Origin of the sequence: Trichococcus paludicola (genome assembly GCF_003052295.1) — a bacterium.
GTDB classification, from domain to species: domain Bacteria; phylum Bacillota; class Bacilli; order Lactobacillales; family Aerococcaceae; genus Trichococcus; species Trichococcus paludicola.
This window is the reverse complement of the sequence record NZ_QBLC01000001.1, coordinates 1-26,133: the sequence shown is the minus strand read 5'-3', so window position 1 is coordinate 26,133 and position 26,133 is coordinate 1. Positions and strand designations below refer to the sequence as shown.

Annotated in this window: 22 protein-coding genes and 1 riboswitch; of the genes, 2 read left to right on the top strand and 20 right to left on the bottom strand. The window is 48.1% G+C overall.

Features of this window, described 5'->3' with window-relative positions; all coding sequences use genetic code 11:
* Positions 1-142: 142 nt before the first annotated feature.
* The 10 genes from C7R56_RS00110 to C7R56_RS00065 all read right to left on the bottom strand — a co-directional run bounded on the left by C7R56_RS00110 (position 143) and on the right by C7R56_RS00065 (position 13,493).
* Positions 143-931, bottom strand: coding sequence for an MBL fold metallo-hydrolase (locus C7R56_RS00110; protein ID WP_192875250.1), 789 nt, complete (start codon positions 929-931; stop codon positions 143-145).
* A gap of 149 nt (positions 932-1,080) precedes the next feature.
* The gene (locus C7R56_RS00105) at positions 1,081-2,601 is read right to left on the bottom strand and encodes a pyruvate kinase (protein ID WP_159072100.1); all 1,521 of its coding nucleotides are present in this window, start codon (positions 2,599-2,601) and stop codon (positions 1,081-1,083) included.
* A 132-nt stretch (positions 2,602-2,733) separates the two neighbouring features.
* Complete coding sequence (locus C7R56_RS00100) at positions 2,734-4,602, bottom strand: DUF2207 domain-containing protein (protein ID WP_107994617.1); 1,869 nt, start codon at positions 4,600-4,602, stop codon at positions 2,734-2,736.
* A 142-nt stretch (positions 4,603-4,744) separates the two neighbouring features.
* A complete protein-coding gene (locus C7R56_RS00095) occupies positions 4,745-5,656 on the bottom strand; it encodes a two-component system regulatory protein YycI (RefSeq protein ID WP_159072099.1) in 912 nt (303 codons plus the stop codon).
* A complete protein-coding gene (locus tag C7R56_RS00090; protein WP_107994615.1) occupies positions 5,646-6,962 on the bottom strand; it encodes a YycH family regulatory protein in 1,317 nt (438 codons plus the stop codon). Before C7R56_RS00090 ends, C7R56_RS00095 begins: the two co-directional genes overlap by 11 nt.
* Positions 6,959-8,806 carry a cell wall metabolism sensor histidine kinase WalK gene (gene walK, locus C7R56_RS00085; protein ID WP_107994614.1) on the bottom strand — a complete coding sequence of 616 codons (1,848 nt, stop codon included), beginning with the start codon at positions 8,804-8,806 and terminating at the stop codon, positions 6,959-6,961. Before walK ends, C7R56_RS00090 begins: the two co-directional genes overlap by 4 nt.
* A 6-nt stretch (positions 8,807-8,812) precedes the next feature.
* On the bottom strand, positions 8,813-9,520 hold the full coding sequence (yycF, locus tag C7R56_RS00080; RefSeq protein WP_086987019.1) for a response regulator YycF: 708 nt from the start codon (positions 9,518-9,520) through the stop codon (positions 8,813-8,815).
* A 210-nt stretch (positions 9,521-9,730) separates the two neighbouring features.
* On the bottom strand, positions 9,731-11,107 hold the full coding sequence (locus C7R56_RS00075; protein ID WP_107994613.1) for a L,D-transpeptidase family protein: 1,377 nt from the start codon (positions 11,105-11,107) through the stop codon (positions 9,731-9,733).
* 252 nt (positions 11,108-11,359) lie between these two features.
* A complete protein-coding gene (locus tag C7R56_RS00070; RefSeq protein WP_107994612.1) occupies positions 11,360-12,088 on the bottom strand; it encodes an O-methyltransferase in 729 nt (242 codons plus the stop codon).
* Between the two features lie 70 nt (positions 12,089-12,158).
* The gene (locus C7R56_RS00065) at positions 12,159-13,493 is read right to left on the bottom strand and encodes a hemolysin family protein (RefSeq protein WP_107994611.1); all 1,335 of its coding nucleotides are present in this window, start codon (positions 13,491-13,493) and stop codon (positions 12,159-12,161) included.
* 385 nt (positions 13,494-13,878) lie between these two features.
* On the opposite strand from C7R56_RS00065, the gene cbpA reads away from it, so the two are divergent.
* Positions 13,879-14,520 carry a cyclic di-AMP binding protein CbpA gene (cbpA, locus tag C7R56_RS00060; RefSeq protein WP_107994610.1) on the top strand — a complete coding sequence of 214 codons (642 nt, stop codon included), beginning with the start codon at positions 13,879-13,881 and terminating at the stop codon, positions 14,518-14,520.
* Between the two features lie 74 nt (positions 14,521-14,594).
* On the opposite strand, the gene C7R56_RS00055 is transcribed toward cbpA, so the two are convergent.
* The 10 genes from C7R56_RS00055 to C7R56_RS00010 all read right to left on the bottom strand — a co-directional run bounded on the left by C7R56_RS00055 (position 14,595) and on the right by C7R56_RS00010 (position 24,896).
* On the bottom strand, positions 14,595-15,242 hold the full coding sequence (locus C7R56_RS00055) for an MBL fold metallo-hydrolase (RefSeq protein ID WP_107994609.1): 648 nt from the start codon (positions 15,240-15,242) through the stop codon (positions 14,595-14,597).
* A 142-nt stretch (positions 15,243-15,384) separates the two neighbouring features.
* On the bottom strand, positions 15,385-15,873 hold the full coding sequence (locus C7R56_RS00050) for a QueT transporter family protein (RefSeq protein ID WP_234402536.1): 489 nt from the start codon (positions 15,871-15,873) through the stop codon (positions 15,385-15,387).
* A 6-nt stretch (positions 15,874-15,879) separates the two neighbouring features.
* Positions 15,880-15,925, bottom strand: a riboswitch (PreQ1 riboswitch).
* Between the two features lie 130 nt (positions 15,926-16,055).
* Positions 16,056-17,177, bottom strand: a complete 1,122-nt coding sequence (gene alr, locus C7R56_RS00045; RefSeq protein ID WP_107994608.1) for an alanine racemase — start codon at positions 17,175-17,177, stop codon at positions 16,056-16,058.
* A gap of 13 nt (positions 17,178-17,190) precedes the next feature.
* On the bottom strand, positions 17,191-17,541 hold the full coding sequence (gene acpS / locus C7R56_RS00040; RefSeq protein WP_107995057.1) for a holo-ACP synthase: 351 nt from the start codon (positions 17,539-17,541) through the stop codon (positions 17,191-17,193).
* Positions 17,542-17,664: 123 nt separating this feature from the next.
* Positions 17,665-19,233, bottom strand: a complete 1,569-nt coding sequence (locus C7R56_RS00035) for a DEAD/DEAH box helicase (RefSeq protein WP_107994607.1) — start codon at positions 19,231-19,233, stop codon at positions 17,665-17,667.
* A 405-nt stretch (positions 19,234-19,638) separates the two neighbouring features.
* On the bottom strand, positions 19,639-21,015 hold the full coding sequence (locus tag C7R56_RS00030; RefSeq protein WP_107994606.1) for a UDP-N-acetylmuramoyl-tripeptide--D-alanyl-D-alanine ligase: 1,377 nt from the start codon (positions 21,013-21,015) through the stop codon (positions 19,639-19,641).
* A gap of 139 nt (positions 21,016-21,154) precedes the next feature.
* Positions 21,155-22,240: a D-alanine--D-alanine ligase gene (locus C7R56_RS00025; protein ID WP_107994605.1), complete on the bottom strand. Its 1,086-nt coding sequence runs from the start codon at positions 22,238-22,240 to the stop codon at positions 21,155-21,157.
* A gap of 175 nt (positions 22,241-22,415) precedes the next feature.
* Positions 22,416-23,165, bottom strand: coding sequence for a hypothetical protein (locus C7R56_RS00020; RefSeq protein WP_107994604.1), 750 nt, complete (start codon positions 23,163-23,165; stop codon positions 22,416-22,418).
* A 228-nt stretch (positions 23,166-23,393) separates the two neighbouring features.
* A complete protein-coding gene (gene htpX, locus C7R56_RS00015; RefSeq protein ID WP_107994603.1) occupies positions 23,394-24,302 on the bottom strand; it encodes a zinc metalloprotease HtpX in 909 nt (302 codons plus the stop codon).
* Between the two features lie 36 nt (positions 24,303-24,338).
* Positions 24,339-24,896, bottom strand: a complete 558-nt coding sequence (locus tag C7R56_RS00010) for a LemA family protein (RefSeq protein ID WP_107994602.1) — start codon at positions 24,894-24,896, stop codon at positions 24,339-24,341.
* 198 nt (positions 24,897-25,094) lie between these two features.
* Here C7R56_RS00010 and C7R56_RS00005 point away from each other — a divergent pair, with 198 nt between their 5' ends.
* The gene (locus C7R56_RS00005; protein WP_107994601.1) at positions 25,095-25,874 is read left to right on the top strand and encodes an SMI1/KNR4 family protein; all 780 of its coding nucleotides are present in this window, start codon (positions 25,095-25,097) and stop codon (positions 25,872-25,874) included.
* Positions 25,875-26,133 lie beyond the last annotated feature (259 nt).

Sequence of the window (26,133 nt, the reverse complement as noted above, 5' to 3'; positions counted from 1 at the left end):
TATTTTGAATAAATTATGAAGATAGTAAGAGAATATTTCGGAAAGTTGATCCTCAGTGAGCTTATTGTATCATACCCGCGTATGCAAAAAAGAGCGGAATCACTCGATTCGCCCCTCCTGCACTTGCCATCCCGCCTGTCGCCTAAACTCTGAAAAGTTCGGTTGGCTCGTCCGGATCGGTATCATATACAAAAAAATCTTCATTGACGCCCATGCCTTTTTGCATCAGAATGCTTTCAGCCGTATGGTGCGCCAAGGTCTTGATGTTGTTGTCCCGGCTCAAATGCCCCAGATAGATGCGCTTTGTCCGGTCACCCAGCATTTCGGCGACGGCGGCAGCTCCATCCTCATTGGACAGATGGCCTTCATCCCCTAAAATGCGCTGTTTCAGCGACCAAGGATACCCGCCCATGCGCAGCAATTCCAGATCGTGGTTGCTTTCGATGAGGTACGCATCCGCATCACGCAAAAGGCCGCGCAAGCGATCGCTGACGTAGCCGGTATCGGTTAACATGACCATCTGCTTACCTTCATGATGGAAGGAGTAGAACTGCGGTTCGGCAGCATCATGGGAAACGCCGTAACTTTGGATGTCGACATCGCCCAAGGTCAGCACCTGACCCATCTCGAAGATGTGCTTCTGCTCGGTCTTGACGTTGCCGATGATGTGGTCCATCGCCTTCCAAGTCGCTTCGTTCGCATAAAGATCCATGTGGTACTTGCGCGCCAAAACGCCTAAGCCGTGCACGTGATCGCGGTGTTCGTGCGTGACGAGGATCGTGTCCACATCCGCAAGGTTGCGGTCGATCTTCGCCATCAGACCAGCGATTTTCTTGCCGCTTAGTCCGCAGTCCACCAATATTTTCCGTTTGGGTGTCTCGATATAGGTGCAGTTGCCGGAACTGCCGCTCGCCAGATAGCTGACGCGCATGCCCTCTTTTTCTATTGTCTCAATCAAACATAGCCCCTCCAATACATCCATAAGTGTAACTTATTTTTTGGAAAATACCAGTAATTTTTCTCCCTGTTAGGAAAAGTTAATCTTCCGGCACTGCATGGGGAGACCACTCCGAAAGCCGATTATTTTTTGGGCTTGCGCCATGCTTTCTTGGCGATTTTGAGCGCACGCAGCTGGGCTGTCTTCTTCGATCGGTTCTGTTGGCTCTGCACCAGTATCGCATCCAGCAAGGTGATCCCCTCTTCCACGAATTCGCCTTTGTTCAGCATGACGCACTCCGCTTGTCCGGCCATCGTCGCATCCGACATCTCCGCCCGCGTCGGCACCCCGTTCTTCACCATATTCTCGAGCACCTGTGTGCTCCAGATGACGGGAATATGGGCAGCCTCGCAGATCCAGAGTATTTCCTCCTGCAGTTCCGACAAACGCAGGAACCCGGCCTCAGCAGCCAAGTCCCCGCGGGCGATCATGATCGCCAAAGGATTTTGGCTGGCTGCGGCAACGATCAGCTCCGGCAGATGGTTCACGGCTTCCACCGTTTCAATTTTGATCACCAGCGGGATAGCTGCAGCTGCTTCGCTTCCGACCTGCTCCACTAAAGTCTTCTGGATAGCGGCAATGTCCTTGCTGCCGCGGACAAAAGAGAAGCCTAGGATGTCGGCATCCTTTTCGGCCACCAGTAAGTCTTCGCGATCCTTATCCGTCAAGATTGGCATCCTAAAAGTTGATTCCGGGAAATTGAGCCCTTTCTGCGCCTTCACTCTGATTCCCTTTGGCTTGGCAACTTTTCCGACCTGCACAACGATGCCTTGCGGTTTCTGTTCCACAACACGCCCTTCCAGGACGCCGTCATCCAAAATGACCGGACTGTCGACCTTCAGCGCATCAAAAAGATTCAGGCTTTCGCTGAAGACAATGATCGGATAGTGTTTCAGATCTTTGAAGGCAGCATCCGCCGTCAGGAAGAAAAGGTCGCCAACTTTTAGGCGCGGCTTATCTTTTTCGCTGATGACGGCATCAACCCGGATTTTCGGGCCCGCGATGTCAAAATAGATACGGCAACTTTTACCGGTAGTTTTTTGGGCTTCCTTCAGGTTTTCGACCATCTTAAGCCAGACTGCACTGTCATCATGGGCGCAGTTGACACGGGCGATATCCATGCCGCGCTCCAACAGGCGGACAAGAAAGGCTTTATCCTCTGCAGCCTGTTCCGGAAGGGTAACCATGATCCGGGTCGTCCGGTGCTTCGGCGGGTCACCTAATAAGGCATTCGCCTCGGTTGCCAGTTTTTTCCGGCCTGGAAATTTCCCGCTTGTTTTAGGATAATCAGCCAACTGCTTGATTTCTCCTGACATCAAGGCCAAGTTGCGGACGATCGCATCCAGCTGTTGGAGCACTTTCGATTCCGTTCTTCCCAGTGAGGATAACCCCCATTTGGACAGACGACTCTGCAAAGGTCGGATATCCCTGCGTCGCAACGCCAGATAGTAGGCAAGGTTTTTGGCGCTGAGCTCAAACGATGTCCGGGAAATGCCAGGCTTCCATTCCGCAAAGAGGGCATTGCCTTCCTCATAAACCGCCTGACGGAGCGCCTGCATCTCTTGATATAACGACTGCAATTCATTCTGTTCTTTCTCTTTCATTCTGTTCGCACCTCGACCTTTCATCTTTTATCAAATAAAGGATTGTCTGCTGGAATATAGCCCGGTATCTGAAACAAAAACACCCTGCTCTGGTTCAGAATAGGATGTTTTTGAAAGTATGGACGAGGTTCGTCAGAAAGCCCCGCCGCCGGAACCGCCACCGGAACCGCCGGATGAACCTCCGCTGAAACCGCCGCCGAAGCCGCTGCTGTTCGAGGAAGTCGGCATCGATTTGGTTACGCCGGTGTTGATGCTGTTGTTCAGCGAGGACAGGAAGATGGCGTTGTTCATGTAGTAATAGCTGCCGAAAGCGGAAGCCTGGATCTCATTGACAGGAAACTCGACCTGCATCTGCTTCATGACTTTGTCGGCCACCCCCAAAGAGACGGCATAGACCAAGAAATGATCCCATAGAGCGATGGATCCGACATCGCGCATCGGAAAATCCCCCACGTCCTTCAGCATATTGCGGAAGCCGGCCCATTCCTGTTTCGCGCGTTCCCCATCGGCCGTCATGATCGGCTTGACAGCCACTGCCATGAGCTGGATGAAACTGAGCACCGCACCCAGAACAGCAAGAATGATTGCCCACACTGTGAAAGTGCCGCCCATGATGCCGAAGAACACGATCGCGAACAACAGGAAGATGTTTGCAACCAAAGCCAGCACCGCGAAGGCGACAGCTTTTTTGTTATCCTTCGAACGATAGTTCTGGCGTTTCGGCGAAGCCACATCCATCACGCGCTCTTGCCATTTGACCCGATTCTCATTGAAACGTTTCGCTTCCGCCGAATTGTCGGCGATGTTCTCGATATCATCGAGCGTGACGCTTTCCCCATCCCCGACATCGCCGATGAACCAATCCACTAGCTGTTTTTCGTGGCTCAGGAGCGGGGCATTTTTTGTGTCCTTGATCTGCGTCAGACGGAAGGAATCTTCCGGCGCTTTTTCTCGTCCGAAAATCCCTTTTTGAGGGATTTGCACCGGCGAAATCGTCAGATAGCCTTTCCGCACCAAATCAAGAATAGTGGCCGAAATGTCAGTAGCCTGTACATTTCCGGTGAAGACGGCACCATTCATGACAGCCGGCGTCATGTCTTCAGGCAATTCGTAGATATGGTCCGGTAGATGGATTTCTTGCGGAATTTCTTTTTTTCTGGCTTTTCTTACCCACAAGAACACCAGAATCGGCAGAATCGGTGCAACTACCGCCAAGACCGCACTGATTATTCCGAAGAGCCACGCATTGCGTTGCTCTTCCTCGGCCAATGCGGCTTCCTGCGCCAATATTTCATCGAATTTATCTTCATTCACCACATTCGGATTGTCTGCAGTGATTCTGGTCGGGAAAATCACATGGGCCTCCACGAATTGATTGGCAGGATTCTGCGGGACGTACAGCAAGACTTTTTGATTGTCTTCCAGTGTCACGGTGCTGTTCTCGTCGCCGCCGTGGCCCCAAGCGCGCAATTCTTCTTCACCGGTAGCTTCCGGCAAAAGAACAGTAATATCCACGTCATTCAACGGATCCTCCCAGGCGGAACCGATGACTTTGCGGTTTAACTCCGCTATGTCGTTATAATTCGTGACGATTTCAGGAATGCGGTACTGATAGATGACCGTCTGAATTTCATCCGTCATTTTATTGTACACGGTGAAATTCAGGAAATCACCGGTGTTGTCGATTTTGAACGTCCCTGGTTCCTCCGTATCGCTTAAAGCAAATGGGAAAGGAGTTTCCGACAGATACCCTTGCATCGACACTTTTACGTCTGTCGGATCCGCTACCTCTGAAATATCCAAATCATACAGCACCCCATTGAATTCCCCTTCAAAATCGTAAGTGATGCTCTCAGTGAAAAAAGCGCTACCATCCCGCTGTATTTCGACCAACACATCATAATTCGTAATCTCATAGGAACGGGCTTGTACTTCCTTCTGTCCAAATCCAATCAAAAAAAAGAACATGAACAGCATAATCGAGCCTATCCGTTTCATCATTACCTTCCCCTTCCGATACCCTCCATCAAGCTTGTCGCTTCTGATACCCCCATTTTAACAAACTTATCTCCGTTAAAAAAGGAAGAACCTCATTTCGAGATCCTTCCTTTTGTTTATGTTGGTTGAAACCCCAATTTCCGTTTCAATCCAGGGTGTTTTCCGTTTCCGAAGAGTCCACTTCCTCCATCAGTAAAGCACTTTTGTTGGCAGTTTTCGCTTGGATTTGCGCTTCAGCTGACGGAAGCGAAACGGTGGACGTCGTGATGATGCTTCCGGTCAAAGCATCAACCCGTCTTATTTCCACAGGTGCGTTTTCGATTTTGATTTCGATATACCACATTGGGCTGTAGATATCCATATCCGACAGGCTCAACGTGCGGTAATAGGTCAATTGCACCATCCGCACAGTGGAATTCGAGGGAATCTGGTTATTGAGATACAGTGCTTCGACCGCTCGCTTCTGCGAAATCACGGTCCTGCTGCTGCCTTGCACTTCAGCCACACCCGCAAAAGTCTGTTCATAGGAAATGACTTCATAATCGGGATCCAAGTTGAACGTGATGCTGCCCGTACTGTCGCCGATGGGAATATTGTTTGCGACTTGCGCGTACACCAGTTGTCGCCGGAGCGGCAAATAGGTAAGGAAGGTATATTCAGCCCCGTAGAGTACGTTGCCTTGCAAGATGAAATCTGCGATCGGCGTTCTGTCGACGATCGTCAAATCTTCCGCATCGATCTCAAGCGGGATCGGATTCGACAGGACACTTGACAACACACCATCTTCAAAGACCGTCGTCTGATTCACCAGCTTTGACTGCTCGGCTTCCAGCATGCCGCCTTTGTCCGTCTTCAGCAATGGGATCTTCTCCTGGTCGGTCGACAGAGTCGGAAACGCGATGTCATCCGCCTTCATTGCCTCTTCGATGTTCAGGGTAGTGCTCTCGCTGCCGAAGCTCAATGTCGTGGCGTTTTTTTCCAACAGCACGCTTAGCAGATAGATGTTCAGGGCTGCGAAGGTGAGGATAAAAATGATTTTGATGCGTCTAAAGTCCACTATCATCCGCCTCCGTTTCCGTTCCGCCGAGCCATTGGTCCAGCGACTTCCATGCTCCGTCGATCTGAACGAACCATTTTGGCATCAGATTGACGAGACGGTTGGATTCTTCGCTGAACGTCCAATCATACCCCAATGCGATCATCTGAATCTCTTGGCTGCTGTAGCCACCGGCATCCAGCGCAGCCAAAAGGTCTGTCCCGCTCAACAGGGTGACATCCTCTCCGCGATCCGTCAGCGGTGTCTGGATGACTTGCGTCAGGAATTGCAGTTCCGTCATAAATGATCCGGACATATGGATCCGCGTCAACCCGTAATCAATTTCCCCGAAAATCGGATAGCCGTTTACGTATCTTCGGTAATAAACATTATCCGTGTCCTCATCGAACCCATAGAAATAAAAAGGATTTGTCCAGTTGTCCAACATTTTGATTTCATGGAAACTGTCGCGGATCAACCGATAATCAGGCACATCCTCGGCATCGAGGATGTTGCGGTAATAGTTCAACTGCCCGGTTTCCTTATGGATGCTCAATTCGGAAATGTTATCACTATAACTCACGAATTCGTCGTTTCCGTTGTCCTTCAGGTCGGTTGTATCACTGAAAAGCAGATCGATGAAATAGCTGTTCGAAGGTTTCTCAACCAGATAGACCAACTTTTGGATCGTGATTGCCTCTTTCGGAAGGTAAGAGATGGATGATTCGGATTCATACGATTCCACTTCCATGTACGCATCCTTTTGTCCTTCGTAAAGGTCCACCAACGGCTGCAGCACATTATCCGGCCGCTTTGAGGTGAATACTTGCTTCGTCTCATCATTCAACAGATAGATGGGATCCTCTTCATTTGAGTTGAAAATGATCCGATCGATCGTGTCAGCATAATAATCCTCCTGGAGATTCGTGAAATAACGCGAAAGCAACTCCAGGGGAACTTCCTCGGCAAAGCGGATCTCCAGTTGGGTAGGTGCCAGAATAAGCGCATCAAACTCCTCCTGCGTGTAGGTTGAGACATCTTCGATCCCGTCAAGCAAACTCTCACCCAACAGCTCATTCACGCTCTTCATGATTTTCGGCGTTTGCGTCAAGTAGATGCGCTTATCCGTATGGACGATCATCCTTATCGGCGCAAAGACATCCTCTATCTTCTTCGTGTTTGTCAGATTGGCAGAGACGGATGTCGTCGAATTCTGGCTTAACCCGATCGTGCTCGGAGTGGAAAGGATTCTGACCGTCAGAAACAAGCTGATTGCGACCAACGTGTATAATAGAGCGCTCAGTATCGGTGATTCTTTTTGTCTCATTCCCACTCATCCTCCTCATCCATCGGAATGTACGGCAAGGAAATAAAGAAAGTGGACCCTTTATTTTCCACACTGGTTACCCAGATTTTCCCGCCGTGCAATTGGACGACCTCTTTGGAAATGGCCAATCCTAGCCCGGTGCCGCCCATCGAACGAGCACGCGCCTTGTCCACCCGATAGAATCGGTCAAAGACATGGCCGATGTCCTTACGCGGAATGCCCAAGCCCTCATCGGTGATGCTGATGACGACACTGTTATGCGTCTCCATCAGTCTGCAGGTTATTTTCCCGCCGTCCGGAGAATATTTGATGGCATTGTTCATGATATTGTCGATTACTTGGATAAATTTATCCTGATCGATTTCGACCCACAGCGTACGTTGCGTGAAGTCCCGTTCGATCTTATATTTTTTGTTGCGGTACTGTTCCGATTTCAACACCACTTCGAAGCGATCGATGATATGCGCGACCAGCTCATTGATGCTGACGAACTCCAGGTTCAGTTCCTGTTTGCCTTGATCCATCCGGGAGAGATTCAGCAAATCGGTGATCATCCGGATCATCCGATCGGTCTCGGTGGAAATGACCTTCAGGAATTCAGGAGCGATGTCTTTGTCTTCCCAAGCACCGTCGATCAGCGATTCCGTATAACTTTTCACGCTCGTCAACGGTGTGCGCAGTTCATGGGACACATTGGAAACGAAGCTGCGACGTTCCTGTTCGACTTTTTCCTGCTCTGTGATGTCGGAAAGCACGCAGACCAATCCGCTGATGAAGCCGGATTCCCGCTGGATGACGGAAAATTCTCCGCGCAGGATCGTATCCTGATCTTCAGTCGGAATATTCAGAATCAATTCATCCTGCGTCTCCAACAACTGGCGGAAAGTGAATTTCTCGCCCAGCTTCAGCACTTTCATGATTGATTGTCCGATCGCTTTGTCTTGGGAAATCGAGAGCAGATCCATCGCCCGGCTATTGATGATGATGATTTTGCCGCGGCGATCGGTGGCCAATACGCCATCCGTCATGTGCCGCAGGACGCTATCCAACCTTTGGCGCTCCGATTCCGTCGTTTCCTGCGCATCCTTGACTTTGTAGGACAGATCGTTGATGGTATCAGCCAATTCGCCCAATTCATCCGCACCATAGACCGTTACCTTGCCGGAATAATCCCCGTCGGCAATGTTGGCCGTCTGCCTGCGCATTTCGGAAATGGGCCGCGTGATACCGCGGGAGATGATCACAGCCAACACGATCGTAATGATGATTGCCACAACCGAAGCGTTCAGAAAGATGCCCACTGTCTGGCTCATCTGCGAATAGACCGACTCGATATTCGATTCCATCACCAACACCCCGATAAGGGTACCGGTATTGTCAGTCGAATAGATCGGACTGATGTTCTTGAGCACGCGGCTGTTCGTGTCTTCCTTCACATATTGATAGGAAGAGGGTGCATCCAGAAGAATGACCTGTTGGACATCCCGATCGGTCGACTTCGTTCCGATCAAAGATTGCAGCGTTTGGTCATTGATTCCGAGAATATACCCCTGTTCATCCATGACCTGCGTTTCCAGAATGTTGGAGCCCGTAAAATCGCTAAGGATGGTCTGGACCGACTCCTCCAGCTTTTCCGTCTCATCGGCCATCAGGATCGGCTGCAACGTTTTCTCAAGAAAGCCCGCATTCAGGCTCATTTGGCTGTCGAAGTTGCTGATCATTTTCGTTTCCAGTTCACGGATAAAGTAAGCACCGATCAGTTGCAGGGATACCAAAAGGAGGAGAATGAACAGCATCGGTATCTTGAAATGGATGGAGTGAACCAAACGTATCTTTTTGTTCATATACTGTTACTCCTGATCCGGATTCTTCAAGAAGTAGCCTACTCCTCTTCGCGTGATCAACCAAGTCGGATGGCTTGGTGTATCTTCGATTTTTTCGCGCAGTCTGCGGACCGTCACATCGACAGTGCGGACATCGCCGAAATAATCATATCCCCAGACAGTCTGCAGCAGATGCTCCCGCGTCATCACTTGGCCGATATGTTTCGCCAAATAATGCAATAATTCGAATTCGCGGTGGGTCAACTCGATCTCTACCCCGCGCTTCGACACGATGTAAGCATCTTCGTGAATGATCAATGCTCCGATTTTGATTTCATTTGTATCGTTCTCTTCAGGCGGTGCCGCAACTGGTGAGGCTTGTCTCCTCAAGTTCGCTTTTACGCGTGCGACCAATTCCCGGTTAGAAAATGGTTTCGTGACATAGTCATCCGCACCCAATTCCAGCCCAAGCACTTTGTCGATTTCAGAGTCTTTAGCTGTCAGCATGATGATCGGTACATCGCTCGTCTTGCGGATTTCCCGGCAGACTTCCAATCCGTCCATCTTGGGCAGCATCAGATCTAGCAGGATGATATCCGGGCCCACTTCCGCAAATTGCGCCAAGGCTTCTTCACCATCAAATGCAGTGAAGACCTCATAACCTTCTTTGGTCAGATTAAACTTGATTATATCTGAGATTGGTTTTTCATCGTCTACCACTAATACCTTTTTCATCTTCAAACCTCCTTATTTCTTGCAACTCACTGTCCCTTTCGGAACGTCTACTCTTTATTATACAATTGCAGCCGATTAAGTGCAAAGCGTTCCTGAATTATCCATCGGCAGAACCCGTACTACTGTACAAAAAAGGACGAGACATCAATCGTTTTCCTGACTGATGGCTCATCCCCCTATTTGACGTTATGGCATTCATTTATTGATTCATCAGCTGTGGATGACGACCGGAACCCCGATACCGATCATCCCAAACAGTTCAGCCATTACACCGGGTGGCGTATTGACACAACCATTCGAGCCGGCAGTAAGCCAATATTCACCGCCGTAAGCAGGCTGCCAAGATGAATCGTGGATACCGATGCCTGTCCACTCGACAGGCATCCAGTATTCGACTGGCGATTCGTAATCCTTTTCAGTTCTCGGATTATACCCTTTCAAAACGGCATCTTCTTCTTTGTTCCAGATGTAGAAGACCCCAGTCGGAGTCGGCGACATCGGATGGCCGGAAACAATATCCGTTTCAAGCACAACGACGCCATCTAGGTAATACCACATGTGTTGGCTTGATAGGTCCACTTCGACATAGGTGGTGCCGATGTCCGCGCCATCCGCATGATAGCCAGTGCCGTTGTAGTTCGGCGTTACCGTCACATCCTTCCCTGCCAAAACATAGCTGATCAGGTTGTCCGTTTCGGCTGCGACAGCCAGTGTCCATCCATACGTGCCGGATGGGACTTGGACCGTTTCACCGTCAGTTGCCAGGAAATCCCGTGTACGGGAATAGGTGCTGTATTTGTCGCTCAGTCCTTGCAGATAGGCTGCAACGCCTTCGCGATTGACGGACACTTCGCCGTTCTCGTCTATGCCTAACCATTCGACGATGGCTGTTTGCGGCACAGTTTCTGTCTGTCCGGAAATGGTATATTGGATAACCGTATCCGTCAAATCATCCAGTTTTTGCAACGTTTCCGCCAGAATTGGATCATCCGCCGTTAATGTTGGCTGTTGATAGGCCTGTGCCAGATCGATTTCGGTTTCTCCGGCAATGACTGCTTCCAGCATCGTTGCCTTCAACAATTCCAGATCTACCATGTTTCCTGCCGTTTCAGGCGAAATCTCGTAGCCGTCAGTCCCTTTGACAACAGTAGCGTTCACGGGGGCCGTGCGACTCTCATTCTCCAACGGCAGCGCCGCCAAAATGTTCCCTAAAGCCGTTTCATCAACGGACACACCGCTAAGGTCGGTTTTTTCCTGCTTTTCTTGGAACAGCAGGAATGGCCAATCCCAGCCACTTTGTTCGGCCTTCATCGTTTCCAATTTCTCGGTGTTGTCGATGGAAACGCCTAGGTCGGCGGGTGTGAAGGCATGGATAGTCTCTCCATTTTCGATTATTTGGATCTGCGCTTGTGCGATTGCAGCGGTTGTCTCTTCTTTTGCTTGGGCTACGGTATCATTCGATATGTCAATGCCATCCAGCATCGTATTCGGTAAGAATTTATCCTCATAATAGCTACCTGTACCAAAGTATCCGGCTGCGACCAATAAGACCGCTGTAGCGCCAATGATGATGGGTTTCTTTTTCACTGTCCAGACCACCTTCTCGTTTTATTACAATTAAGTTACGTTTGTGTTACAAATAATTGTAACTTACTTTTCAATACTTTACCATGTTTTCTTTAAAAAGCAAGCTATTTTAGCTTAATTTTTTTATAATAGGCCGGCATCTTAGGTATTAATCATAATACCTATGCGGAAGAAATGCAAACAGACACACCTGCATTTTCATCTGTGTGGACCGACAAAAAAGCCTGTCTCATATGAGGCAGGCCTTGATTGCTATGCGCGATTCTGGTTCTCTGTTTTGATTTCATCGAGGATATAGCCGAAATCGAACTCTTCTTTTTTGACGATCAGCAATAGGCCGTCACCAAGAGGTACGAGGGAAGTTTCCAATGCCGGGTGGTCCAACACGGTATCCATCAGCTTGTTCAGGCGGCGGTGAATCTTGCGGACCCTCTTCGGAACGTCAGCTTCATCATCCAGGATGGTTCCTCCTTGGAAAACATCATCGATGACCAGCATGCCGTCTTTCTTCAGAAGCCGGATGCAATGGGGCAAAAATTCATAATATTTGGACTTTGCACTGTCCATAAAGATGAAATCATACGGACCTTCCAGTGTAGGCAGGACTTCCGCCGCATCGCCTTCCAAAAGCGTCACCTTGTCTGCGATGCCCAATTTTTCAAAGTTTGCTTTTGCGTGGTTGATCATGACCTCAAAACGATCGATGGTCGTGACATGGCCTTCCGCTCCGACGTGTTGCGCCATCAGGCTGCCGGAGAAGCCGATTGCCGCTCCGATTTCCAATATCTGTTTGGGTTTAATCTGTCCCAGCAGCATATTCAGGAAAACAGCTGTTTCATGCGGAATGATCGGCACGCCTCTTTCATTCGCAGTCTTTTCCAGTTCCCCCAATTCTCCGGGGAAACGCTTCAGTCTGTCGCGCATAAAAGCGACCAGTTCTTTCTTTACGACGGGTCTGTCCATCATTTCGTTCAATGCCATACTTTTTTCTCCTTATCGCATACTCTTTTATCAATGGCAACAAGGCTGGGAATGGATCCCAGCCTTGCGCTTATTCATCTTCAACAACTACTGCTTGGACGGGCTCTCTCGTGACACGGATACCCCGGATCCTGCCGCTTTCGACCTGCGTAGTCGTCAGCAGGTACTCACCAGTCTGAATCGTCGCATGCTCATCATCTTTCGGAAAATAGCCGAGTTCCTCGATCATGTATCCGGCTATCGTATCCACTTCTTCGGATGCGATAGCCGTCTTGAACAATTGATTGAACTTGTCCAGTGGCATACGCCCATTCACGACATAATGATTATCATCGATTTTTTTCGAAAGGCGATAAATTTCATCATACTCATCTTCAATGTCCCCAACGATTTCCTCCAAAAGGTCCTCGAGGGTGATGATCCCCTCTACACCACCGTATTCATCCTTGATGATGGCCATATGCGTGTGGGTCTTGCGGAACTCTACTAAGAGATCATCGATATAAATAGTGGAAGGGACAAACAAAGGCGTATTGACCAATTCACGGAAAGAGATCCGCTCAAAACCGACTTCCTTTGATGCCTTCAAAACATTTTTCATATGCAGAACACCGATGATATTGTCCCTATCTTCCTCATAAACCGGAATCCGAGAATATTGACTGTTCAAAACCAGCGCAATATTGTATTCCAGATCATCATCCAAATCCATCATCAAAGTGTCCGTGCGCGGCACCATCAATTCACGGGCAAGCTTCGTGTCCAACGAGAGCACTCCCTGCATCATCGTGAACTCAGATGGGTCAATGACCCCTTCGCCTCGGCTCTGTGCAAGGATAGCCTTCATTTCGTCACGGGTGAGCTTCTCTTCCTCATTCGTGAATTCGATCGGTGTCAATTTCTTGAGGATACCGGTCGAAAAAGACAAAAGCCAAACGAACGGTTTGAATAGGGTCTTGACGACCACTATCGGGCCTGCAGTGTGGCGCGCAATGGTTTCAGGCATCTGCAAAGCGATCTGTTTAGGGTACAGTTCACCAAACACGAGGGTGATGTAGGAAAGGACAACGGTGATGATGATCATCGCTATTGTTTTGCCACCGGCGATGCTCCCCAACAAAGGTTCGATATAGCCGACGAAATTGGATGAAGCCGACGCACTGCTGAAGAATCCGGCAAAGGTGATGGCAACTTGGATCGTAGCCAAGAAATCATCCGGATTCTCTAAGAGACGCAAAACCTTCTGTGATTTCTTATCGCCGTCTTTGGCCAGCTTCTCGATTTTGGTACGATTGATGGAAACAAATGCTAATTCGGCTGAGGCAAAATAAGCATTCAGTAAAGTCAGGGTTAGGATCAATACTATTTTTGATGATAACGACTGACCTTCGGGGTCTGGGTTCATATGATTTTTTTCTCCTTTTTTATGATGACTCACGCAACTGGCACATGCCCTGAATCAAGACTCTGTGCAGTTGCATAAAAAAATATAGATTCTGTTCAATTATATACTACTTAATATAGTCAACTCCGCTCGAAAAATCAAGAGATTTTTCATGCGGCACATGCTGGAACTGTCCTGTGCTTCTTCCTTGAGCTTTCCGGCACCGACAAGTGTTCTCATTCCAATCTAATGTTCAGCAAAGGCTTCCGTCGTCTTGGAAGGGCTTTACTGCTTGATTTATCAAATGTTTAAGAATTTCCAACTATACGTTTATAACCGTTGCTTTTTTTTATTTTAATGTTATTATCACATTAGACACCCGCGTTTTTAGGAGGATTTTAAATATATGCTTATCCGCTCACTTGCCATCCCCAAAAGGGAGCTGACCATCGTCAAGGAGTCCGCCACGCTTCGGGATGCACTGGATATCCTTGAAGATTCCGGCTACCGTTGCGTTCCTATCTTGGACGAAACAGAAACCATTTTTCGTGGAAATATCTACAAAATGCATATCTATCGGCACAAAGCGAACGGCGGCGACATGAACCTGCCTGTCACGCATCTGCTGAAGAATGCCACAAAATTCATTTCGATAGACAGCTCCTTCTTTAAGGTATTTTTTACCATCAAAGAATTGCCCTACATTTCCGTTCTGAATAAGGACATGACCTTTTACGGCATCCTGACCCACAACGCCTTGTTGAACATGTTGGCCCAATCATGGAGCATCGATGTCGGTAGTTATGTGCTGACGGTCATCGCGCCCGGTCAGAAAGGCGATCTGTACCACATCACCAAAATCATCAACCGCTACTCGTCCATCGCCAGCTGCATTTCCTTGGACATCAACCGGGAGGATGCTTTGCGCAGAGTATTGGTCACTTTACCCGCTGGCACACCCAAACAGCTGCTGGACTCCATCGTAAAGGCACTGGAACGCAAAGATTTCCGCGTGACGGAAATCGAAAACCTGCAAGTAGATTTCTGAAAAAGCTCCATTTACGCATTAAAAAAGTCGGACAAAGCCTTGCGCTTGTCCGACTTTTTCAGCGTGTCCCCGGATCAGCGAGTAGCGCCATTCAGATAGGGGTTTGAATAGATTTCTTCCCTTACTGTCGTAGGATCGCCATGTCCCGGGAACAGGACGGTTTCTCCTGGCAATGGTACGATATATTTCTGGATTCCTTCGATCAAAGTTGTATGGCTGCCGCCCGGCAAATCACTGCGGCCGACGCTCCCTTTGAAGATGACATCCCCAACAATCGCGAACCCGTTCTCGCGGAAAATGAAGACGGTGCTTCCTGGCGAATGCCCGGGAATATGTTGCATCTCAAAACGGAACTCTCCGATTTCGTAAGGCCCCATCTCCTCGAAGAAGACATCTGCTTCCTTCGTCAATCGGATATCCGGAACGTTCGGATTGCGTGCTGATCCGTTCAGTTCCGGATCCAACAACCATTCCCGTTCGATAGGATTTTGATAGACGGGAACATCATATTTCTCCCGGATTGTTTCGAGAGCTCCGATGTGATCATAGTGCGCATGTGTCAACACGATCGCTATCGGATGCAACTCATTCTCTTCGATAGCTGCGATGATGTCCTCCGCTTGCTCACCTGGATCAAAGATGATCGTATCATTCTCGTGGTCGCCGATCAAAAAATAACAATTTTCCTGGATAGGACCGACTGTGATTGCGTACATTTCCATATATTGTTGCCTCCCTCTTTTTCGATTACCCCTCTATTATAAGAGAACGATGAGAAATATCCTAGCGAAAAAACAGGGATTTCTGCTGTTCATCCAGCAAAAGCCCCCGTTCTCCAGTTTTCTCATATGATTTTTTAATGGATCAGGCCATTTTCTCGGCAAAACCGATGATCTTATTCATGTATTTCATGAGCGGTGCTGAGACCACCAGCACGACAGCTTCACCGAATGCTGCTGTCACAAAGCTGAACCAGAAAGGCAAATCAAGAACGATATAAAGTTCGATCGCGACAAGAACCATCGTCACCGTGAAGACGACCGCAGTCATCATCATGCGTTTCATTTCAGAATCGTTGGGCTTGAACAATTTTTCCAGAATAAGGAAAGAAATCAATGTCTGGCCAAATCCGAACACCAAGTCCCAAGCCCCCAATGTTGAAAAAATCAGGTTGGCGATAAAAACACCCGCCAAAACACCGTATTTATAATCTTTGTGGTAACCCACCAAATGATTCAGCATTTCTGAAACACGGAATTGGACGGCCCCGAACGACATAAAAGCAAAAATCCCTGTCAACGCAACATAAAGCGCTGCGATAATTGTATTGATAACCATTTTTCTTGTACTCAACCTAAAAACCTCCTAGTTTTTTTTCGTGGGATGGTAGACGAACCACGCACTCCTTCGAGAGCTCAAACAGTTTACCATACATGTTCGCTTTTGAAAACGACTAACGGCGCATTTTCATCTGATTTTCATTACCAAAAAAGCTATCTACCCCTGCCAGGCACCAGACAGCTTTCCGGATTTTTCTATTTGTAGACGCGCGGGACGCGCGCGTTGATTCCCGTCAATATTTCATAGCCGATCGTATCGATCGTTACCGCCATTTCGGACGGATTGTTGACGAGTCCGCCGTTTTCCCCCAAGAGCGTCACTTTCGTCCCGACCGGATATTCTTTCGGCAGACTGATCATGCATTGATCCATGCAGATGACTCCCCGGATCGGACAGCGCTGGCCATCGACGATGACTGTCTGATGGCGAAGATCCCGTCTCCAACCGTCGGCATAACCAATCGGAAGCGTAGCGATCCATTCTCCCTCAAAAGCACGGTAACGGGCGCCATATGCGATCGTGTCGCCTTCATGCATCTGCTTGACATAGCTGATATGGGTATCCAACTGTACCGATGGCTTCAATTCATACGGAAGCTCCAAGACGGTGTCAGAAGGATTGTATCCGTACATTGCGATACCGACGCGGACCGCATCCGTCTGGAACGCCTCATGCCAAAGGGAAATGGCGGAATTCGCCAGATGCACGATCGGCGGTCGTTGCTCCATTGCCTGCAAAATCTCTTCAAACAAAGCCAGCTGGCGATCCACCAATGTCGGATCTTCACCGTCGGCCGTCGCGAAGTGCGTAAAGATACCTTCAAAAACAAAGCCATCCAGTTCGGCAATGCGCGTTTCGAAGGCTTTGACCTCCTCGACCGTACGCAAGCCAATCCGGCCCATCCCGGTATCGATGGCCAAATGCACCCGAACAGGCAGCTCCGTTTTCCGTCCTTGCAGATACGGCACAGCCGCTTCCAGCCATTCCACTGCCGTGACGGCTACGCTGATTCCGTTGTCCGCTATGAGCGCAGCGTCTTCTGCCTCCGTCGGGCCCACAACCATGATGAAATCATCGGACAGCCCGTTTTCCCGCAGCTCCATCGCCTCATCCAACAGCGCGACACAGAATCCATCCACACCCGCCTCCTTCGCCTTTTTCGCGACTGGAACAGCTCCCAATCCATAGGCATCGGCTTTGACAACCGCAAAAAATTTCTTTCCAGGAGACAGACCCTTCCTGATTTGTTGGATGTTCCACGAAATAGCTTCCAAATCGATGGTTTCTATCGTGGGACGGTGCTTTCCTACTACCATGGTTAAAACCCCTTTACTTTTCTAATACCACTTGCGCGGCAATGATGTTCCCCGAATGGGTGATGGAAACGAATCCTCCCCCATCAAACGGAGATTTGGTTATTTCAGGCTTCCGGTTCTCTCCGGGCAAAATTTCGATATCTTGGAAAGATAGCTTGCCAATGCCTGTGCCATAAGCCTTCGAGAAAGCTTCCTTTGCGGCATAGCGCCCGGCCAGAAATTCCATTTGGCGCGACCCGCTCAGAGCCAAAAACAGTTTCATTTCCGCTTCGGTCAGAATCCGTTCCGCAAAACCAGAACGCCGATTGTAGGCTTTCGTGATGCGGTCCAGCTCGGTTACGTCCAATCCTATTCCATAAATCATTCCAATCACCGCCTCTTCTGCATGCATTGCTCTAATTTTACCAAAAACAAAAAAAATTTCCAGCATAAGAAAAACCTCTTCCCCAATTGGCCTACGCCAGGGGAAGAGGTTTTTGATCACGAATTAATCGTTGTTGCTGCGGATAGTGAAGCTATGGCTGCTTTTTTTAGGTGCGCCGGCACTGCCGCCGCCACGTTTGTCATCATAGCGTTTGCCGCCTGAGCGTGGTTTGCTGTCGCTTGAGCGATTTTTGTTGCCACTGCGCTCGCCGCTGCGTTCGCCACTGCCGCGTCTTTCTGATGAACTACGGTTACCTTTGTAGCCGCCGCCTGTGCTCTTGCCTTTGTAACCACCGCCGCCTTTACCTTTTCTTGAAGGCAATGGGCGTTCTGGTGTGATCTTAACAGGAACATCAGTAGCATCTTTAGAAAGACTCTTCAGGAATGCTGCCACCAAATCTTCAGCAGTGTGCTCTTCAAGCAAACGAACAGCTGCACGTTGATATTTGTCTGTTTCTGTTTCTTTCACCAATGATTCCACTTCATCCATAGCTGATTTTACTTGGCCACGGAAAGCTTCTTCATCACTTGGTGGTTGTAATGGAGTGATCGGTTTTTTGGTTAAGTTTTCGATTGTACGCAAGTAATCCATTTCGTTTGGTGTAACGAAAGTCACTGACATACCTTCTTTACCAGCACGACCAGTACGGCCGATACGGTGAACATAGCTTTCTGGATCTTGCGGGATATCATAGTTGTATACATGTGTAACACCTGTAACATCCAATCCACGCGCAGCAACGTCAGTCGCTACCAAGAAATCCAAATCGCCAGTCTTGAATGCATTCAAAACACTCATACGTTTTTGTTGTGTCAAATCGCCATGGATTCCTTCTGCACGGTAACCGCGTAGTTCCAATCCTTTAGACAATTCATCAACACGACGTTTTGTACGGCCGAAAACAATAGCCAATTCCGGATTTTGAACATCGAACAAACGAGTCATTGTATCGAATTTTTCGAAATCTTTACATTTGACGAAATATTGATCAATCAAGTTAGCTGAAGCATGAGATGCTTTAATTTTTACGTGTTCTGGAGCATGCATGAATTTAACACCGATTTTTTTGATTTGGTCAGGCATTGTTGCTGAGAACAACAATGTTTGACGCTCAGCTGGTGTTTCACTAAGGATGCTTTCGATGTCTTCCAAGAAGCCCATGTTCAACATTTCATCTGCTTCATCCAAAACTAGCGTTTCAATATGATCCAAACGAATTGTTTTGCGTTTGATATGATCCAATAAACGGCCTGGTGTCCCAACAATAATTTGCGGTTTGTTTTTTAAAGCGCGAATTTGACGGCTGATATCTGCTCCACCATAAACAACTTGTACTGATACATGTTTGTCTTTGCCTAAGCGATAAAGTTCTTCTTGTGTTTGAATCGCTAATTCACGTGTTGGCGCGATAACAATCCCTTGGATAGCTTTGTTTTCTGTGTTGATTTTTTGCAACATCGGCAATCCAAAAGCAGCTGTTTTACCAGTACCTGTTTGTGCTTGGCCGATAACGTCTAATCCTTTGAGCGCCAAAGGAATAGTTTCCGTTTGGATGGGTGTTGCTTCCTCGAAGCCCATTGTCTCAATTGACTGTAATAATACTGCATCTAAACCTAATTCTGAAAATTTCATGTTTCCTCCTAATTTTGAGAAACTAAAATTTAGAGAGTCTTTTCTTTTACCCGTATCTAAATACGGTTCATAATCTTATAAATAAAAGATAAACCTTTTTTACTTAATCCCTTGAATAGAAAGCTTGATAAATCAAACATTCTGCACTTCGCAGAAAAAACCCTCTTATTTCTCTATTCTTACCATCAGCAATAATAACACGTTCCGAAGAGTTTTACAAATCATTTTCTCTTAAAATAATGAAATTTCTTACAAAAAAACCTTGTTGTAAGGATATTTCTAATGAAAATGACAAGTGACTCTACAATTTACCGACAATTGACACAAGCGCTCCAAATTGGCTGAAAAAGGGATCTCCTTGCTTATGCGACGACACGACCCATCCAAATTCCCTTACATTTCCTATTATACACGCAAAGCTGCCACAACCGCCAATAAATCAGTGCCGAAACTGGATTTGATCAGTACTTGATCGGCTTGGTGAAGCTCTGCCTTGAGCTTATCGATCAATGGCGCCTTCTCCCCAATATAATGATAAAGTTTCCCTTCCGGAAAGGCAGTCTTTAAGTTTTCATAAAGAGCGGCCATTTCCGTGCCGTAAAGATAGACCTGATCGAAATCCGCAGGGGAAATTTCAGCCGCCAAGGCCGCGTGCATTTCAGCAGAACGTTCGCCCAACTCACGGATATCCCCTAGCACCGCAATTTTCTTGCCCTCCCGCGGCAGATGCGCGAATGAACGCAGCACGGCCGTCATGGACGTTGGACTGGCATTGTACGCATCATTCAACAGTTGCGAGCCATTTACCCCATTCAACCACTGCGTGCGGTTGGCAGTCAGCTGAAACGTCGCCAATGCTTCTTTCACTTCAGCGATCGTCATGCCCAACACTTGGGCAGCAGCTAATGCGGCCAAAGCATTCCGAACATTGTACACACCCAATACAGGGATCTCCAAATCGACGTTCGGATCCAGGTTCACATGGAAAGTCGTTCGGGTTTTGCCGGGAACGATGGTATAGGCATAGATCGTATCCGTTTCGTCCGTGCCGAAAGTCAGCTGATGGAAGTTGCTTTCCTGAGGCAGCTCTTCGGCAATCAACGGCTCATCACCGGGATAAATGAACGTCCCTTCCGACTTCAGCCCCTCCAAAATTTCCAATTTGGCCTTGGCGATGCCGCGGCGGCTTCCGAGGAACTCCAGATGGCTGTCCCCGATCAAGGTGATAATGGCGACATCCGGTTTGGCCAATCGGCTTAACAGGCTGATTTCGCCGAAGTTGCTCATGCCCATTTCAAGCACCAGCACTTCCGTGTCTTCCGGCATCTCAAGAATGGTCATCGGCATGCCGATTTCATTATTGTAATTGCCTTCCGTCTTGTGGACACGGAACCGGGCGGACAGGATGGCGGCCGTCATGTCCTTGGTGGTCGTTTTCCCGTTGCTGCCCGTGATTGCGACCACTTTTGGTTGGATCATATTCAGGTAGGCTTCCGCCAATTTTTGCAAAGCTTCCAGCGTGTCATCCACCAGAATGACAGCAATATCTTCAGGTGCTTCTCCGGCCGCGCGGCTCCATAAAGTTGCTGCCGCTCCGTTCTTGATTGCCGATTGGACATAATCATGACCATCCGTTTCCCCTTGCAAAGGCACAAACAAGCTGTCTGGCGTTGCTTTACGGGAGTCAAAGATGACAGCATTTATTTCAGCGAAGCGGTTGGCCGACGTGTAGTCGATCGCCCCTACTGCTTTCACAACATCGATGATGCGTAGTGGTTTCATAGTTGGTTCCTCATTTCCGATTAGTTCTCAGAAGACCTTCCCCCTGATCTAAAAAAAGCCGTCCTTTCCCTTGGCTAGCAGCAAGCACTCCATGCTTTCAGTGCTGCTGACAATCAGGGAAATCACGGCCTTCCATTCATTATTCTACAAATTGATAGGACAGTTTTTCTTCATGGCGCTTCAATGCCAACTGGATCAATTCTTCCACCAGATCACTGTATTTCAATCCTGTGTGTTCCCATAGCAACGGATACATGCTGCGGGAAGTGAAGCCAGGCAAAGTATTGACTTCATTGATGTAGATTTCATTGTTTTTGGTAACAAAGAAATCACATCGGCTCAAACCGCTTCCGTCAAGCGCTCGAAAAGCGATTGTTGCATAATTCTGTAATTTGGCAGTGATTTCTTCCGGTAATTCAGACGGAATCTGCAGCAATACTTCTTCATTGCCGTACTTCTCTTCGTAGTCATAGAAATCTTTGGTTTTAACGATTTCACCGGGTACGGAGGTATGAACATCGTCATTTCCCAATACCGCGATTTCGATTTCACGGGCTTCGATGCCTTGTTCAACGACCACGCGACGGTCATAGCGGAAAGCCGTTTCGATTGCTGCGGTCAACTCCTCAAGATTCGTAGCTTTGGAAATGCCGAGGCTTGAGCCCATATTGGCTGGCTTTATGTACATCGGATAAATCAGGCTGCCTTCGCATTGGATGAAAATCTTCTCACGGTCATTTTTCCAATCATTTCGGGTTACGGCCACATAAGGCACTTGTGGCAACCCTGCTTGTTGGAAAAGATGCTTGCTGACGATTTTGTCCATTCCGCTGGCGCTGGCAAGGACACCACAGCCGACATACGGCATATTCAGGACTTCAAATAGCCCTTGTACCGTTCCGTCTTCTCCGTTGGGTCCATGCAGTACAGGGAAAATGACAGCATCCTCAGACTGGATGTCTGCAGGTGAAATACGTTCGCCGTAGGATTTCCCATCCTGCGAATCGGCAAAGCGCTTCTCGGAACCCGGCTCCAAGTAAAGGTTCTCAGCGAATGCTACCGGTTCAGAAAGGGATTGCCCTTGAATCCAAGCGCCTGCCTTAGTGATATAGACGGGCACAACTTCGTAATAGTTGAAATAGATCGCCTTTATGATCGAATGTGCTGTCAGAATCGAGATATCGTGCTCAGCGCTCTTTCCGCCGTAAATCAAATAAATTTTCATCGAGAAATCCTCCGAATTTTTTGATAACTACCTTAATCACCAAACATTGTACCATATTTATTTTTTAGCTAAAACGATTTTTGTGAAAAGTGACTTGGTATCCCGATTGCTTGGGTCAAAACAGCTGATTCAGGCTCAATGGATACAGAAAAAGCCTAAGTTCCGGCTCAGGCTTTCATTCAAAGTCTATGTCTATTTCCCACTCGTTGCGTTCCATGTCATAACAGATGGTGCCCACTGAATCTTTTTCGTTGAAACGGCCGCCGATGCTGGCGTAACGGTCTTCCGCGATGAACAATGGGATGCAGTATGTATTTTCTTCGATGCTCATCTGTCTGAAAGAGATGACGGCTCCTTCTTTGAAGATCGGAATGAATTCCTTCACGCGTTCGATCGGGAATGGAGCAATTTCTTTGTCTTTCTGATAAAAACGCTTCTTCTCATTCACTTTTTCCTTCAACTTGACGGTGATGGCTTCAGCGAACAGCTCATGGAATTGCTCCAAGTAGCGATAGTACATTTTTATGAAGCCATTCGGCAACGTGAGGTAGATGTAGCTGTTTTGTAATTTGTAATAGAACGGTGAGTGCAAGTGCGTATGCGCATGAGCGATATACAGGATCTCGGATATTTCGATTGGGGTGAGGAGATGCAACATATCCACATTCACAAAATCAATCCATTTTCCCATAGCGGTTTGATTGTCCGTCCCTTTTTGGAAGAACGCTTTTACGTTTTCTTGGCCTTTGATAACCTGAAAACCGGTATGATTATCATATGTTCCGATGCTTTTTCTTCCGTCCACCAACAATAAGTTTTCTGGAAGCTTCCGGGCTAACTTTGTGTAATCTTTCACCGCTATCCCTTTGCTCAAAACAAAATTGCTGACTGTTTCATAATGAACATATAACATATCTTCGCTCATGAATGATCCCCCCCTTTCCGAAATATCCCTTATTATCATTCTACTACGCGCAAAACCGATTAAGGTATCAGTACCATGTTAATATTATTACAAATCCGTATCTTTTACAAAGATAATTTGCCTTTTTCCCCTATTTTTTTTCACAGCAATAAATTGAAAGGGTTTTCACATCGAAAACCGAACTTTATTTGCATAATTTGGATAAAATGTCCGAAAAAAAGAAGCTATTTACATAGCTTCTAATCGTTTGATTCGGTTTGCCGTTGAAGGGTGGGTCGAAAACAAGCCATCGCTTTCTGGTTCTCCCTCCTTCATCCGTTTGAAAGGATTCACAATATAAAGGGAGGCGCTGGCAGCATTTGCTGCCTCCATCGGTTCGCTTGTCGCTATTTTGTTCAAAGCGGATTTCAGCCCTTCCGGATTGCGTGTGAACTCAATCGCACTCGCATCAGCCAGATACTCCCTGTTCCGTGAGAGCGCCAGACGGATGATTGTGGCCACAAAGGGTGAAAGTACCAAGATCAGCAAGGAAAGGATCAGCAATATGATGCCCGCCCCTCCGCTGTTGTCGCTTCTGCGTCGCCGGCCGCCGCCACCCCAGAACATCATCCGGGTGCTGAATTGGGCTAAAAATGCGATCAGTCCCGCTATCGCCAAAGCGACAGTGGATAAGCGGATGTCATAGTTGCGGATATGCGCGAACTCATGCGCCAACACCCCCGTCAATTCTTCACGGTTCAATTTATTCAACAAGCCTGTCGTCACGGCGACGGATGCCTTTTCCGGCGAGTTCCCGGCAGCAAACGCATTTGGGCTTTCATCCTCGATGATGAAAATTCTCGGAAAAGGCAACCGCGTCACGATTGTCATTTCCTCGACGATATTCCAGAGCATCGGGTATTGCGCCTTATCCGTTATTTCCCGGGCTTTGTTCAGGCTCATGACCACTTGTGTGGATTGCGCCACCATGATGCCGACGTAGACCACTCCGATGATCATCGCAAGTGCCACACCGGACAAGGCGTTATCCCAATTCATGTAACCGATGGCCGCCCCTAATGCCGCAAACAGGAGAAAGAATAAGAATACAATCAGCACGGTGCGCCGTTTATTCTGCTCAATTTGTTGATGGAGCAAAGGTACTCACCAACTTTCCATCAAAATCATATTTACTCAGAACGATACTTTCGGTACATTCTTTTCTTCTTCCGGGGTTGCCAAAACGACTTCCGGACGGAAACCATGGACATTTGCCACAACATTGCTCGGGAATGTCCCTAATTTGATGTTGTATTGTGTCACGCTCGAATTGTACAATTGGCGCGCATAGGCGATCTTATTTTCCGTTGCGGACAATTCTTCCTGTAATGCCAAGAAATTCTGGTTCGCCTTCAGATCGGGATATGCTTCAGCCAGAGCGAAAACGGTCCGCAATTGGCTCGAGAGTTGATTGGACAATTCCATCTTTTTGGCCGGATCTTCGGTTCCCATATCCGAGATCATGTTGCGCAAATTGATGACTTTGGTCAAAGTTTCCTGCTCATGCTTGGCATAGCCTTTGACTGTCTCAACGATGTTCGGGATCAGATCGTTCCTGCGTTTCAACTGGACATCGATCTGGCTCCAAGCTTCCGTTACCCACAATTTATTTTTCACAAGACTGTTATACAACGAAATCCATATTGCCCCGATGATCGCTGCCACTACAATGATTCCTATTATCCATTCCATTTTGCTCACAGCTCCTTTTCTATCTTGCCGACTTAACGGCTGACCTAGACAATTCCTCGTCTACACCTTCCATTATAGAAGACTCCCGCAGTTTTGTAAAAAAATAGACCAACCACCTATTTACCGAAAATTGCTGCCCTATCCGAACAATACATTTCATGATACGATAAAGGAAAGAAAATCAGATGAGGTGTCCGTATGTATTTCATCCCGCAACAAACTAAAAAAAATTGGCCCATCCTATTCAAACCCACCCCGTTATACCAAGGCGTCACTGCAGCGGATCTGCCTCGGGCCTACCTCGAATTGCTGGCGGAACAGAACGGCGGCTATCTGTTGTGCTCCCGCATCGCGACCAAAGAGCCCACATCCGACGGCATCGATTATGCAGCCATCCATGCGATCCTGGGACTTCACGACGATCCCCAGAACAGCCTGTATGCCCAACAAGAAATTGCCCGTTCGGCGGAGCTGCCGGATTATTTCGTGCTTTTCAGCAGCAATGGTAATCAGCTTTTTGCCTTCGATTATTCACAAGTGTCCCCATCCGGCGAGCCGAGTATCCGGCACATCGATATCGAAACGGACAATTGGCAGACTGTCGCTCCCGACTTCGCTCAATTCCTGCGCAACCTGACACCGGGACCACTGACCGTTCCAGAGCAAATCCGGCTCACGCACACGGAAGGTGTGCACGCCTTTTTGCTGGCCGATGCCGCGGGATTGGCTGAGCTGTTTTTGCACTTCGAGGATGACCCGGACAAGCAATGGTATCTCCATTGGATACAACATTTTTCCTGCCATCCTGATGCGGACTGCCGAAAAATAGCCTGCGAAGCGCTGGAAACGCAGATCCTCTACTTCAGGAATAAATTGCCGGTAACTGTCAAAGATATGCTGGCGAACTTTCTTGCTGATCCTGACCTGGCAATCCAAGAATTGGCCAAAACGTTGGAAAAAGAACTTGCGGCTGAATGAATGCGAATGCTAGAACAGCATGCAGTAGTGCCGTCCACCAGAGACAGGATCGCAGAATCAATTAGAATCAACACCAGCTCCGATGAGAAAGGTCTCGTCGGAGGTGAGACCACAATAACAGTCGGAACTTCGGCGAAGGTTGCGTTCACCGGAGATACGGGCCTCATCATAAGTGCCTCATAACAACAAAAACAGGGGTGCCACCACGCGCAATGTCATTAACTTAAGCGACTTGACAACTGTAAAAAGGCGAGAATGC

Excerpts from the sequence above, each read along its gene's own strand:
- C7R56_RS00025 (WP_107994605.1), bottom strand. The coding sequence starts at position 22,240 with ATGAAAATTTATTTGATTTACGGCGGAAAGAGCGCTGAGCACGATATC.
- alr (WP_107994608.1), bottom strand. The coding sequence starts at position 17,177 with ATGGTAGTAGGAAAGCACCGTCCCACGATAGAAACCATCGATTTGGAA.
- C7R56_RS00070 (WP_107994612.1), bottom strand. The coding sequence starts at position 12,088 with ATGGCATTGAACGAAATGATGGACAGACCCGTCGTAAAGAAAGAACTG.
- C7R56_RS00110 (WP_192875250.1), bottom strand. The coding sequence starts at position 931 with ATGCGCGTCAGCTATCTGGCGAGCGGCAGTTCCGGCAACTGCACCTAT.
- C7R56_RS00030 (WP_107994606.1), bottom strand. The coding sequence starts at position 21,015 with ATGAAACCACTACGCATCATCGATGTTGTGAAAGCAGTAGGGGCGATC.
- cbpA (WP_107994610.1), top strand. The coding sequence starts at position 13,879 with ATGCTTATCCGCTCACTTGCCATCCCCAAAAGGGAGCTGACCATCGTC.
- C7R56_RS00090 (WP_107994615.1), bottom strand. The coding sequence starts at position 6,962 with ATGAGACAAAAAGAATCACCGATACTGAGCGCTCTATTATACACGTTG.
- yycF (WP_086987019.1), bottom strand. The coding sequence starts at position 9,520 with ATGAAAAAGGTATTAGTGGTAGACGATGAAAAACCAATCTCAGATATA.
- C7R56_RS00005 (WP_107994601.1), top strand. The coding sequence starts at position 25,095 with ATGTATTTCATCCCGCAACAAACTAAAAAAAATTGGCCCATCCTATTC.
- C7R56_RS00010 (WP_107994602.1), bottom strand. The coding sequence starts at position 24,896 with ATGGAATGGATAATAGGAATCATTGTAGTGGCAGCGATCATCGGGGCA.
- C7R56_RS00100 (WP_107994617.1), bottom strand. The coding sequence starts at position 4,602 with ATGATGAAACGGATAGGCTCGATTATGCTGTTCATGTTCTTTTTTTTG.
- C7R56_RS00035 (WP_107994607.1), bottom strand. The coding sequence starts at position 19,233 with ATGAAATTTTCAGAATTAGGTTTAGATGCAGTATTATTACAGTCAATT.
- acpS (WP_107995057.1), bottom strand. The coding sequence starts at position 17,541 with ATGATTTATGGAATAGGATTGGACGTAACCGAGCTGGACCGCATCACG.
- walK (WP_107994614.1), bottom strand. The coding sequence starts at position 8,806 with ATGAACAAAAAGATACGTTTGGTTCACTCCATCCATTTCAAGATACCG.
- C7R56_RS00055 (WP_107994609.1), bottom strand. The coding sequence starts at position 15,242 with ATGGAAATGTACGCAATCACAGTCGGTCCTATCCAGGAAAATTGTTAT.
- C7R56_RS00020 (WP_107994604.1), bottom strand. The coding sequence starts at position 23,165 with ATGAGCGAAGATATGTTATATGTTCATTATGAAACAGTCAGCAATTTT.
- C7R56_RS00105 (WP_159072100.1), bottom strand. The coding sequence starts at position 2,601 with ATGAAAGAGAAAGAACAGAATGAATTGCAGTCGTTATATCAAGAGATG.
- C7R56_RS00065 (WP_107994611.1), bottom strand. The coding sequence starts at position 13,493 with ATGAACCCAGACCCCGAAGGTCAGTCGTTATCATCAAAAATAGTATTG.